This window comes from Psychrobacter sp. AOP5-GZ1-6, assembly GCF_052376345.1.
Lineage (GTDB): Bacteria > Pseudomonadota > Gammaproteobacteria > Pseudomonadales > Moraxellaceae > Psychrobacter.
Window position 1 is genome coordinate 1 of the sequence record NZ_JBQSVP010000098.1, and the last position, 11,797, is coordinate 11,797.

Consider the following 11,797-nt stretch of genomic DNA (forward strand, 5'->3'; position numbering starts at 1 on the left):
TATTTATAAACAATTATGAGCATGACGATAACCTACTTTACAAGTACTGCTTGTGATCTTACTGGCTACTCGTTTGCTGATTGCCTATATTTTACTGACTAACTCAGGATTTATCGTGTTTTTCCTGTTAGTGCTGTTTAGTGTTCTTGTCATTGACATCAATCACTTAACAGCCATTACTTCTTTATCTGGATCTATCTGGTTTATAAGTTAAGTATCGTCAGTCCTAAATAAACGAGATACAAATATGACTTTGCGATACTGGCATACATTTTCCTCGCTTGCTGTGCCTGTGCAGACAGAGGCTAAGCAAATAGAGGTACAGCAAACAAAAACTAAGAAAAATGCACCCAGTATTGGTTTTGCAGTGGCTCAACTATGATGACTGCTTATCGGCTTTCGCTTTACTACTGATTTTTATACAGATCAATGTAAGGGCTTGATGATGGCTGCTCACCTGTTGTGCCTTCTTCTGTGACTATAACGGGTGTTGCCTCGGTGCTGGTTGAATAACTGGCAGCGGACTCATTAGAGCTCACTGAGTTAGAACTAGTTGAATTAGAGCTGACTGGACTTGGGTTAGCAGCAGCAACTCCTTTTACGGCTGGTGCTGAAGCTGTATCTGCCAAAGTGCTATCAGACATAATATCGTCTTCGCTTATCTGTACGCCACTATCATCGACGACTGTTGTCAATAATACCAACTCTGTCACACCAACCGTCGTGTTGGCAATATCAATGAGATTACTCTGTTGAGTCGGTGTCATGCGTCCCATGATATAAACCACGCCGTTATCGCTCACCGCTTTAATCTGTGAAGTACTAACACCGTTACTAGCGACCACTTTCGCCAGCAGTTTTGAGGTGATATAACCGTCCTGCACGGTGGAGCTGTAACCTTTTGAGGCACTCACGTTTAACTCGTTATAAACGCGACGCACATCAGGCATAGAACTGACGACTTTTTCTATCTCTGTTTTGATGGCTTCAGTAGGCACTTCACCTGTCAGCAACACTTCACTATTAAAGCTATCAATGCTCATGCGGCTGGTTTGTTGCAGGTCTTCTTGTAATCCATAAACGTTTATTTTGGCGGTATGCTCGATACTCCGATCCAGCAGGCGTTGCGGAATAGTACGCTCTGTCATCGGTACACCATAGGTACCCTCTGTACTATTGGTCAAATAGTTAGTAGTACAGCCAGTGGTGATGATACTAGCCATTAGCATCGTGCCAATGGTAATACGGCGTGATGAACCAAAAATAGCAGTGCGCAAATGCATCCGTGTCATGAGTTACCTCTTAAAACATAATTGTGACGATGATAGAAGGTTAGCTAATGGTATTGTTTTAGCTGTTGTAAATCTAGCTGTTATAAGCTTAGCTACTTTACTTAATTTTTGCTGAAGGAAGTTAGGTTTTTGGTAACGCAAGCTTGATACCAAGCATTATGTGATCCCAAAAAATAAAAAATCTATAAACGATTACCACGCACTGGCAATAAACGCCCCTTGTAGCCAGTCCGGTTGATTGTCTGTCATGTCGCTTTTTATACCGCTTTTCTGTGTGTTTTTATCAACCGTATTATAGGCGATGACATCGAACCGACATTCATAGTCACTAAACTCAGGATGCTGTTGCAAGAAGTAGCGAGCAGCTTTAATCACTTTACGTTGTTTGCTCGCCGTCACACTCAGCGCGGCATCACCAAATCCTGACTGTTTACGTTGCCGTACTTCGATGAATACCAGCGTTGACCATGCCCGCCCTGTTTCCATCATGACTAAATCTAGCTCACCTACTTTTGGCTGTTGCCAATTCTGTGCAATCAGTCTTAATCCTTGCGCCTGTAAAAACTCACACGCATGCTGTTCAAACTGGACGCCTTGACGTTGTTTTGGTGAAATAAGAGTCAGAGGTTTATGCTGCACCATGATGTCGATTTCTCTGGTTAACATTGCAGAATTATCATAGCACATCATGCTAAACTAACCACTTTCGCACGCCTAGCGATATCATCGATAGATATTTAAACGCTCACTATTTAACTGAAAAATAAATAGACGATGACTATATGGGAACTGTGCCTTATTCTTTTTAATGACCCGAGGTTTTCATGTCTACCCCTACCGCGATGCCAGCTTGTCTATACATCGTTGCCACGCCAATTGGTAATCTCAGCGACATGACGCCGCATGCAATTGATGTCTTAAAGCAGGTCGCAATCATCGCCTGCGAAGATACCCGCACCTCAGGCAAGCTATTGTCACATTTCGGTATTGATACCAAAGGCAGTACTGCAGACGATACGGATACCACCGAAAAGCAAAAAGGTCACAATAAACTGTGGGCCTATCATGAGCACAATAGCGCCATTCAAACACCGAAAATCATTGAGATGATTGAACAAGGTCACTCGGTTGCTTTGATCAGCGATGCTGGCACGCCACTAGTCAGTGACCCAGGTTATCAGTTGGTACAAGCAGCACATGCTGCTGGTGTTACCGTATCACCTATCGTTGGCGTATCCGCTGCTATTGCGGCTCTGTCAGTCGCAGGACTGCCCTCAGACCGCTTTAGTTTTATTGGTTTTTTACCTGCAAAAACACATGGTCGCCAAAAACATCTGGCTGCTTTAAACTCACGTACCGAAACGCTAATATTTTATGAAGCACCGCATCGTATTCTTGCCAGCTTAGAAGATATGGCAGCGATATTTGGGGCAGATCGCGAGGTCGCGTTTTGCCGTGAATTGACCAAAACATTTGAGACAGTACGCAAGAGTACACTTGGCGATTTGGTTGAGTTTGTCAAAGCAGATGACAATCAACAGCGCGGTGAGATAGTCGTAGTCGTCGCTGGTGTAGACGTCACACAAGATGCCGATGACATCAGTGTTCACGATAAATTATTACAGCGTCTGTTGGAGGATTTATCCGTCAAAAAGGCAGCCACATTAGCCGCTGATATTACCGGTGTAAAAAAGAATGCGCTGTATCAACGACTACTTGAACTGCAATCGGAATAAATATCTAGAGACATCCTTATTTAAAAAATATGCGTTTATAAATCAATTTAGGAGAAGTAAGCAATGTACGATGTAATGGCGATAGGTAATGCGTTAGTTGATCACGAATATGTGCTGTCTGACGCAGCACTAGAAGAGACGGATCTGACTAAAGGTCATATGACACTGGCTGGTATCGAAGAGCAACAACAACTACTTGCATACTTCAAACTTGCTAATATTGACCCATCAAAGCAAGCTGGTGGCGGCTCAGCAGCTAATGCGATGTATACTTTCGCTAGCCTAGGTGGCAAGCCTTTTTATGCTTGCCGTGTTGGTGATGACCACCAAGGCAGTTTTTACCTAAAGGACTTGCTAGAAGCTGGCGTAACAACTTCAGAAAAATCTATTCATGCTGGCGGCGTGACTGGCTCCTGTGTGGTCGCGGTCACTGAAGATGGCGAACGTACCATGCAGACCTATCTCGGCACCTCAAGCGACATCACTGCTGATAATGTTGAGTTTGAGGCACTGACACAAGCAGATTGGCTATATATAGAAGGCTATTTAGCCATGTCTGAGAGCATCCAACCAGCAATGACCCGGTTACGTCAACAAGCCGGTATTCATAATACAAAGATTGCAGTAAGCTTTGCTGATCCTGCAGTAGTCCAGTTTGCCAAAGACGGCTTGCTCAATATGCTGGGTAACAAAGTTGCGGTGATATTTTGTAATAGTGAGGAAGCTAAGTTGTTTACGGAAAAGAAACAAATTAAAGCGGCAACACGTGCCCTGCTTGACTATTGTCACACAGCGGTTGTGACTGATGGCCCTAATGGGGCAACTATCGCTCATAAGCCCGATGACAAATCAGAGATTGAAATCTATGAAGTCGCCACGCCTGCTGTCGCCAATGTCATCGATACCAATGGCGCAGGTGATAACTACTCAGGTGCATTTTTATATGCCTTATCACAGCATTATAGCTTGCCAGAATGCGGACGACTTGCTGGAGCAGTGGCAGCACAAGTGATACAACAGTTTGGACCGCGCCTCGTCTCACAAGATTATAAAGATATTGCGCAGCGTGTACTATCTGCTTAGTGATTAAACCAATAACTGATGAGATGGCCTAGCATTTATTTTACGAAAAAGCCCATATCGAATTCGATATGGGCTTTTTATTTACTCTATTTAAATGACTATCAATTGAGTTGAGGACACGCCCTAAGCTAAAGCCAAAGCTTGCTCTAAATCTGCTTTGATATCTTCGATATGTTCGATACCAATCGACAGTCGTACCATATCAGTACTCACGCCAGCATTGGCAAGTTCTTGCTCATTCAACTGGCGATGGGTCGTGGTCGCTGGGTGACAAGCCAACGATTTGGCATCACCAATATTAACCAAACGCGTAATCAACTGCAGTGCATCGATAAAGCGAGCGCCAGCTTCTAGCCCGCCTTTAACACCAAAGGTTAAGATAGCAGAAGGAGTACCCTTCATATACTTCTTAGCAAGCGCATGCTCAGGATGATCAGGCAATCCTGCATATTTCACCCAAGCCACTTTCTCATGATCTCGTAGGTATTCAGCAACTGCTTTCGCGTTCTGCACATGGCGCTCCATACGTAAACTCAATGTCTCCATACCCTGCAAAATACCAAACGCATTTAGCGGGCTAAGCGCTGCGCCAGTATTGCGTAGCGGTGCCACACGAGCACGAGCGATAAACGCTGCTGCACCCACATCCTTAACAAAGTTTACGCCATGATAGCTTTGATCTGGCGTGTTCAATAATGGGAAGCGCTCAGGATGGTCGCCCCAAGGAAATTTGCCACTATCGACAATCGCGCCACCAATCGAAGTACCTGTACCACTCATATACTTGGTCAATGAATGAATGACAATATCCGCACCAAACTCAAACGGACGACATAGCGCAGGCGTCGCAACCGTACTATCAATCACGACTGGCACACCATATTCGTGCGCAATGTCACTTAACGCCTGAATATCGACAATATTACCCAGTGGATTACCAATACTCTCAGCAAAGACCATTTTAGTCTTATCATCGATTAAATCACGGATCGCTTCAGGATCTTTATGGTCGAAGAAGCGTACTTCGATACCTTGACGCGGCAACGCATGAGCAAATAAATTATAAGTACCACCATATAGGGTCGATACCGCCACGATATTATCACCCGCTTCACAGATGGTTTGAATCGCATAAGTAATGGCGGCCATACCAGATGCCACAGCAAGCGCACCGATGCCGCCTTCCAGTGCTGCGACGCGCTCTTCTAATACAGCATTGGTCGGGTTCATGATACGAGTATAGATATTGCCCGCGACTTTTAGATCAAATAAATCCGCACCATGCTGAGTATTATCAAAAGCGTACGAGCTAGTATGATAGATAGGTACTGCAACTGCTTTGGTCGTAGGCTCAACACTATAACCGGCATGAATTGCCAAGGTTTCAAGACGTGGGGTATTGGTTGGTTGTCCGTCACTCATACTATTCTCCTACATATTCGTTTATGATTAAGTAAATACTTTATAATTAAAAAGTCTATGTCAAAATATCCATTGCTAAATACTTATCGCTCAATGCTCATTGCTAAATGAGAGGCATAAAAAAAGCTGAGTTAATCATAACTCAACTTCTTTCTAAAAAAAACAACCAATCACTTATCGTATAGGCATTTATCGTACATGCATGTATTGTTCAGAAACTTATTGTACAGTCACTTATGACACAACCATAAAAGCTCATTAACAATAAAGCTCGTCAGTGTCCTCGTACACTAATCTGGCTTGCTTTTATTTATAATAAGCGTTTTCAGTACGAGTATGGTCAGTATCATCAACCACTTGCGTTAATTCTGGAATTTGCTGTTTCAGCTGCACTTCAACACCCTGACGCAATGTCATGTCAACGGCTGAGCACCCTTGGCAACCACCGCCGAATTTTAATACTGCAGTCAAGCCAATGCCTTCTTCCTCAATCAGCTCAAGCAGTTGTACATCACCACCATGCGCGGCCAAGCCAGGGTTAATCTCTGACTGTAATACATAGTTGATGCGCTCTTCCACACTAGCATCAGCGCCTACTTTTGGCACTTTAGAATTTGGGGCACGGAAAGTCAGCTGACCACCGAAACGGTCTTTATTATAATCAATAACCGCATCTTCTAGATAAGGTACTGACGCCGCTTCGATAAATGCAGAAAAGCTTTCATAGGTAAAACATAAATCAGCGCTGTCTTCTTCGCCTGGCTGGTTATAAGCCATGCAGCACTCTGCACGCGGTGTACCAGGATGCTCAACGAAAATACGCACACCGATACCATCTGTATCCTGTTTAGACAACAAATCTGCCAAGTAGCCTTGGGCTGATTCGGTAATGGTAATATTACTTTTTGCTTCAGCCTGATCGGTATCTAACGCTGATTCATAGTCTGCTGATGGTGCTACTTGCTCATTCTCACTCATAATACGTCCTATCCGTTATGACACAAGCGCTATATCTGTCTTGGCTGCTGTGTCGTGAATGTTAAATTTAGGTAGCTTATATAATAGGTAACTTGTATAAATTATATGGAGTATCAATCATCACAGCTAGCTTTCTATAATGCCGCACGCCGTTGTCAAAAATAGTGATACGTTTATATTAAGTATTATACCGTACTCAGGCGACAATTCCGACCGTGCTACTATGAATTAAACCATAGTAGCGACAAATGACTGCTATCGGTTTTTTCAATGGCAGGCGTGAATCCATTTTTTCAAAGCTACCTCTACTACGTACAAATAAAAAGCTTGAATATAGCAAACATAATGACTGATACATTCTCTTTTATATAAAGACAGCTGATGTAATTATCAAGTTATAACAAACCTATATGGCTCATCTTTATGATTCATCTTTGGCTCACTGCATCTAAGGCGAGTTTTGCCAACATGTTTATATTCACGGCGATTCTTTATCCCCAATTTTTTCATTTTAAGTACCACAATATGATTAATGACATACGATGATCAAAAAACGATCTTGAATTAATATTTAATTTTATATATTATAATAAGATATATTAAATGATTTCTATTATGAGAAATTACTAGGGTGTGTCTTCATGTTAAAAATGGCGATAAAAACAAGATAAATTGCCGTCAAACAAGGGTAACAGCTCGGATAATATCGAGATATTCATAAGCTATTTGATGCCGTTTGACAAGATTTGCCATTTTCGATTCATTAGATAACTATCGATTGAATTGAGGACACGCCCTAGCCCAAAACACTTGATAAGGAGCATTCCATGAGTAAATCCTTTAACGATATTACTAAACATGTTTCTAGCAATATGATGAAACTACACAAAAGCATTCCTGAAACAACTAAGGCATTTTCTCAACTGAGTGCTGCAGCAACGGCTGACGGCGTATTAGATAAAAAAACTAAGGAGCTTATTGCACTAGCCTTGGCAGTTGGCGCACGCTGCGATGCTTGTATTGGGTTTCATACCAAAGCATTAGTGCGACTTGGAGCAACTGAGGAAGAAGTGGCTGAAACACTTGGTGTATGTGTGGCCATGGGCGGCGGCCCTTCTATGATGTATGCTGCTGAAGCGGTCGCATCGTTTGAGGAATTTAGTAACAAAGACTAAGGTCTGCCTCCAGCTCAACCAACCGTTATTTAAATGAGCTTCATAAGCGTTGAAGATAAAACCTAACTGTCAATCGTTATGATTGACAGTTTTTTTGTACCTATAATTTTTGATAACTATAGCTGAGTTCAAATAATGTTGATACAAGGAAACTGAATGCAAGCTATACATTGGTATAGTTAGCGAGGATGACGATGTAGCGGATTTATATGGATTTGACTATGTGGTATAACTGAGGAATAACTTCATGCGTATACTGATTGTAATATCTTGAGTTGGTGGTGTTCTAAAAAGTATGCTGGCATCAGACGTAGCCATAATTGATGTAAAAGAACACCATATCAAACACTTTGAAGTGATTATCGAGCTTCTTAGAGAAGCAACAAGTCTTTCTAACCGCTCGTCTTAATCGGTGTCTAAGGCGACAGTTATTACCCTCTATACCTATGGTATGCTGTTTGCCAACCTGTTTGTGATCACCTTTAAAGGCCGTTATAAAGCTGTCCCAATTATCCATGCTAATAGAGCCGTAGCTTACTTTAAGTTGCTTTAAACGTGCTCTTAGCTTCTTAGCCGTTTTTAGGTCACGTTTGCCCCAAACATAAGCAACAATCTCATTGGTAGCGCGATCATAAGCATAAATAAGCCAAACTTTACGCTTTTTTCGATACACGTAAGTCCAGAACTCATCAACCTCTAAGCGTTCATAGTAGCTCTTCTTAGGCGCGATCTTATAAACAGATGAGCCTATGGTGCTCAATACTTTACCGATACTGACTGAGGCTATAACAGCTATGTCTCTAACACCGCAGCCTCTAACTGTCATGAGCCGTATAAGCTCTTCCACTTTAGAGTGACAGCCGTTATAAGTTAATGCATGGTCGCCAATAAACTGACGTTTGCAGTCCTTACATTGATAATTCTGCTTGCCATAGCTTTTTTTGCCATTTTTCTTTAAACTGGGACTGTGACAGTCGGGGCAGCTGATATCTATTTGTGTCTTCATAACCTCAAATATATCATCTTGCTTTGGCTGTCACCCTCCTTTATTTCTTCAGCATACTTTCTGACACACCACCAACTGTTTTTAATGAGAGGGTACTATGACCCAACCACGGCGTACTATCGAGCAATTACTGCACCAAGGTATTCTACCTCTCAAAAATACCGAGGCGGCAGCAACTCACCTAGAAGTCTACCCCAGCAAACGTACTTGGCTAACGTTTTTTGATAAAGCCTTGCTCATTATTGGCACGATAGCACTGGTCTTGTCCTTAGTTTTCTTTATCGCCTATAACTGGGTAAATATAGGCAAAATGGGTAAATTTGCTTTGGTAGAAGGGGCGTTATTTATCACGATTGCCCTTTACGTTGTGCTCTCTTTTAGACAGAAATTTCAGCTAATCCGGCAGCTTTTACTGCTCATTGCCAGCGTGATTACCGGTAGCTTGTTGGCACTGTTTGGGCAGGTGTATCAGACGGGCGCTGATACCTGGCAGCTGTTTTTTGGCTGGGCCGTATTGATTGTGCCTTGGGTCGTTATCGCGCGTTTTCCTGCACTGTGGCTGTTGTGGCTTGGGCTGATAAATGCTGGTCTGATGCTATATCTTGATTTGATAGATTTGTCATTTATTAATCATATTTATCAAAACGTTGTTCAAGTATGGCTTCTAGCACTGATTAATTTTATCGCCTTCAATACTTGGGTTATCAGTACTGAAAAGCAAACACTTCAAGCAGCTACTACCCATACCAACCTCACTTCTATTATTCCTCCTAAAACAAAAAGGCAGACCAAATCCAGCTTACACTGGAGCACTTATATCGTCGGTCTACTCAGTACTTGCTTTATTACCTATCTAGCGGTTTTCCCTGTCTTCGAGGGTGGCAATCGCTTAGCTACGCTTATCTCTGTTATATCTTGGCTTGGCTGGTGCGGCTTTATGCTTTGGCAATTTTATCAACGTCGAATCGATTTGCTGATGCTCACTTATCTGTCATTTTCTATCATTACCGTGGTGATGTTTTGGGTAGGAGAATGGCTATTAGATGACTTCGATGCGGGTGGGCTTCTAACTTTAGCGCTGTTGCTGATTGCAATGAGTTCAGCAGCGGTGATGTGGCTACGTAAGGTTGCTCGTTTAAATCACGAAAACAGTGTGCCAAGTACGGTAGCCAGAGGTGACATAGACCATAAACACCCAGACACTACTCTTTTACAGCTACAACAGCTTGGACTTATTGATGCAAATGCTATTGATAATGATGCTCAGACCGACCAAACCGTTAATAATGACCCTCAAGACCATAACCCTTGGTTTATACAAGTATTCTTTGGTTTTAGCGGCATTCTCGCCAGTCTATTTTTTATCGGTTTTTTAACCTTATTGCTAGAAAATACTGGCGTACTCGATAGTGCGATAGCGAACTTTGTCATGGGCATGGTATTAAATATTGCTGGCTTTATCTTATTTAAAAATAAACACCTTCGCCGTAGTATATTTTTAAACAGCTTAGCCTTTACGATTAGCGTAGCTGGACAAGTCTATGTGGCGTACGCATTAATTAGCGGTGATATTGAGCACCCCTTTGCTATATGGTTATTTTTAATGTTTCAAAGCAGTATGACCTTCATCGTGCCGAACTTTATTTACCGCATACTAAGTAGCTTGGTTGCTTTGGGCTGCGTGGTTTATTTACTTAACTACTATCATCTGCCTGAGATCAGTTTGGGATTGTTGGCACTGACTGTTGTTATCAGTAATTTACAACGTTATCGCCTATTACAGTCCGTTTCTATCGACTGGCAAGCGACCATTTTTGACCCTATCAAAGCAATTGGCTATGCCAGTACACTGATGCTGTTGTGCGTTTCTGTGTACTTTATCGCGGCTGAATATGGAAATAGCTTTGACAGTTATAGTACGGCTTTCAGCTACAACTATTATTTAGCCCAAGGGCTGCTCATTATTGCTAGCCTCTATGGTGCTGCTTTAATTCTCAAACGCTATCAAGTCAGTTTCCTATCAGCAGCAGGAATTATCGTTGGTTGCACTATTGCCATACTTGGCGTTATGTCGATTTACGTCTCAGGCTTATTGGCAACCAGTTTAATTATCATCATTGCTGTCGCCAATAGTCAGCGCCTATTGCTAGGGTTTGGTATTGTGGCGTTGGTCAGCTATATCTTTTGGTACTACTACCAGCTCGATACGTCTTTATTGGTCAAATCCGTCTCCATGCTGGTCATCAGTATCGCGCTATTACTTATGCGTTGGACGCTTATTAAAGGCTATCTTGCAAATATAAAATCGAGCGCCAACGATCATCAGGAGCGCCTATCATGAAAGATAAAATTCTGACCAAGCGTTTAATTAAAGAAACATCGCCGACCATGCATTGGCTACAAAAACCGGCAGTCATGATTGTTATTGCCCTTCTTGGATTGGCGCTGGTATTGGGCTTGATGATGATGAATATCAACAAATACGAAACCCATCTTGCCACTGGCGATACGGTATTATTAGCGCTTGCCCCTGTTGATCCGCGCGGCTTTATGCAAGGCGATTATATGACCCTCAGTTATGCGCTAGAGCCTGATGTTTTTGCAGCGTTGCGACCCGAAACGCGTGAAAGAAACTTAGAGAGTTTAGAAAGCTTGCAGCCAGATTTTCGAATCTATAAACCAAGTGACGGCTATGTAATCGTCAAAACCGATAGCAACAATGTTGGACAATTTGTGCGTTTAGCCAAAACCAATAGCCGAGATGACCTTAATAGTTTAGCTGTCAATGAGTTGGCTATTCATTACCGCATCCGTAACGGTAGCGTGCAAGTGGCGACCAATGCTTTTTTCTTTCAAGAAGGTCATGCCAAGTCATTTGAAGCGGCACAATATGGCTTGTTCCGCGTCAATGCTAAAGGCGAGCCGTTACTGACTGAGATGGTAAACGATAAATTTCAAATTATTAAAGGGGTTGATGTTGAGGATAAGGCTGAATTAGCTGATGACTCCTCTCATTAATTAATAAAAGCTAGCCAGCTAACAACCTTCATTAACCAAACTGATATTGCGATAAATACGCGCGGCTTGTTACTGTGGCTTGTCGTT

At 42.4% G+C, this 11,797-nt stretch carries 11 protein-coding genes; 6 read left to right on the plus strand and 5 right to left on the minus strand.

The genetic code is table 11. The features are described from left to right. Positions 1–247 precede the first annotated feature (247 nt). Positions 248–382 carry a hypothetical protein gene (locus ACT3RN_RS11515; protein ID WP_263972664.1) on the plus strand — a complete coding sequence of 45 codons (135 nt, stop codon included), beginning with the start codon at positions 248–250 and terminating at the stop codon, positions 380–382. A gap of 25 nt (positions 383–407) precedes the next feature. On the opposite strand, the gene ACT3RN_RS11520 is transcribed toward ACT3RN_RS11515, so the two are convergent. Both ACT3RN_RS11520 and ACT3RN_RS11525 read right to left on the minus strand, forming a co-directional pair. Continuing rightward, positions 408–1,292: a BON domain-containing protein gene (locus ACT3RN_RS11520; RefSeq protein WP_192519905.1), complete on the minus strand. Its 885-nt coding sequence runs from the start codon at positions 1,290–1,292 to the stop codon at positions 408–410. 192 nt (positions 1,293–1,484) lie between these two features. Next, entirely contained in the window at positions 1,485–1,982 is a 498-nt protein-coding gene (locus ACT3RN_RS11525; protein WP_192519904.1) for a YraN family protein, read from the minus strand. Positions 1,983–2,116: 134 nt separating this feature from the next. Between ACT3RN_RS11525 and rsmI the strand changes: the two genes are divergently transcribed. Together rsmI and ACT3RN_RS11535 are read left to right on the plus strand one after the other, a co-directional pair. Continuing rightward, entirely contained in the window at positions 2,117–3,028 is a 912-nt protein-coding gene (rsmI, locus tag ACT3RN_RS11530; RefSeq protein ID WP_192519903.1) for a 16S rRNA (cytidine(1402)-2'-O)-methyltransferase, read from the plus strand. Positions 3,029–3,091: 63 nt separating this feature from the next. Next, positions 3,092–4,111, plus strand: a complete 1,020-nt coding sequence (locus ACT3RN_RS11535; RefSeq protein WP_192519902.1) for an adenosine kinase — start codon at positions 3,092–3,094, stop codon at positions 4,109–4,111. Positions 4,112–4,234: 123 nt separating this feature from the next. Here ACT3RN_RS11535 and ACT3RN_RS11540 read toward each other — a convergent pair whose 3' ends face one another. Both ACT3RN_RS11540 and nfuA read right to left on the minus strand, forming a co-directional pair. After that, positions 4,235–5,533 carry an O-acetylhomoserine aminocarboxypropyltransferase/cysteine synthase family protein gene (locus ACT3RN_RS11540; RefSeq protein ID WP_192992390.1) on the minus strand — a complete coding sequence of 433 codons (1,299 nt, stop codon included), beginning with the start codon at positions 5,531–5,533 and terminating at the stop codon, positions 4,235–4,237. 306 nt (positions 5,534–5,839) lie between these two features. Further along, positions 5,840–6,511, minus strand: a complete 672-nt coding sequence (gene nfuA, locus ACT3RN_RS11545; RefSeq protein ID WP_192519900.1) for a Fe-S biogenesis protein NfuA — start codon at positions 6,509–6,511, stop codon at positions 5,840–5,842. Positions 6,512–7,338: 827 nt separating this feature from the next. Between nfuA and ACT3RN_RS11550 the strand changes: the two genes are divergently transcribed. Next, complete coding sequence (locus ACT3RN_RS11550) at positions 7,339–7,686, plus strand: carboxymuconolactone decarboxylase family protein (protein WP_192519899.1); 348 nt, start codon at positions 7,339–7,341, stop codon at positions 7,684–7,686. Between the two features lie 304 nt (positions 7,687–7,990). Here ACT3RN_RS11550 and ACT3RN_RS11555 read toward each other — a convergent pair whose 3' ends face one another. After that, complete coding sequence (locus tag ACT3RN_RS11555) at positions 7,991–8,692, minus strand: IS1 family transposase (RefSeq protein ID WP_442068403.1); 702 nt, start codon at positions 8,690–8,692, stop codon at positions 7,991–7,993. A 97-nt stretch (positions 8,693–8,789) separates the two neighbouring features. Between ACT3RN_RS11555 and ACT3RN_RS11560 the strand changes: the two genes are divergently transcribed. Further along, the gene (locus tag ACT3RN_RS11560; RefSeq protein WP_444518656.1) at positions 8,790–11,033 is read left to right on the plus strand and encodes a DUF4401 domain-containing protein; all 2,244 of its coding nucleotides are present in this window, start codon (positions 8,790–8,792) and stop codon (positions 11,031–11,033) included. Beyond that, positions 11,030–11,710 carry a GDYXXLXY domain-containing protein gene (locus ACT3RN_RS11565; RefSeq protein ID WP_225735403.1) on the plus strand — a complete coding sequence of 227 codons (681 nt, stop codon included), beginning with the start codon at positions 11,030–11,032 and terminating at the stop codon, positions 11,708–11,710. The genes ACT3RN_RS11560 and ACT3RN_RS11565 overlap by 4 nt, the downstream gene beginning before the upstream one ends. Positions 11,711–11,797: the final 87 nt, after the last annotated feature.

Coding starts and splice junctions, on each gene's coding strand:
- ACT3RN_RS11515 (WP_263972664.1), top strand. CDS start 248: ATGACTTTGCGATACTGGCATACATTTTCCTCGCTTGCTGTGCCTGTG.
- ACT3RN_RS11520 (WP_192519905.1), bottom strand. CDS start 1,292: ATGACACGGATGCATTTGCGCACTGCTATTTTTGGTTCATCACGCCGT.
- ACT3RN_RS11525 (WP_192519904.1), bottom strand. CDS start 1,982: ATGATGTGCTATGATAATTCTGCAATGTTAACCAGAGAAATCGACATC.
- rsmI (WP_192519903.1), top strand. CDS start 2,117: ATGTCTACCCCTACCGCGATGCCAGCTTGTCTATACATCGTTGCCACG.
- ACT3RN_RS11535 (WP_192519902.1), top strand. CDS start 3,092: ATGTACGATGTAATGGCGATAGGTAATGCGTTAGTTGATCACGAATAT.
- ACT3RN_RS11540 (WP_192992390.1), bottom strand. CDS start 5,533: ATGAGTGACGGACAACCAACCAATACCCCACGTCTTGAAACCTTGGCA.
- nfuA (WP_192519900.1), bottom strand. CDS start 6,511: ATGAGTGAGAATGAGCAAGTAGCACCATCAGCAGACTATGAATCAGCG.
- ACT3RN_RS11550 (WP_192519899.1), top strand. CDS start 7,339: ATGAGTAAATCCTTTAACGATATTACTAAACATGTTTCTAGCAATATG.
- ACT3RN_RS11555 (WP_442068403.1), bottom strand. CDS start 8,692: ATGAAGACACAAATAGATATCAGCTGCCCCGACTGTCACAGTCCCAGT.
- ACT3RN_RS11560 (WP_444518656.1), top strand. CDS start 8,790: ATGACCCAACCACGGCGTACTATCGAGCAATTACTGCACCAAGGTATT.
- ACT3RN_RS11565 (WP_225735403.1), top strand. CDS start 11,030: ATGAAAGATAAAATTCTGACCAAGCGTTTAATTAAAGAAACATCGCCG.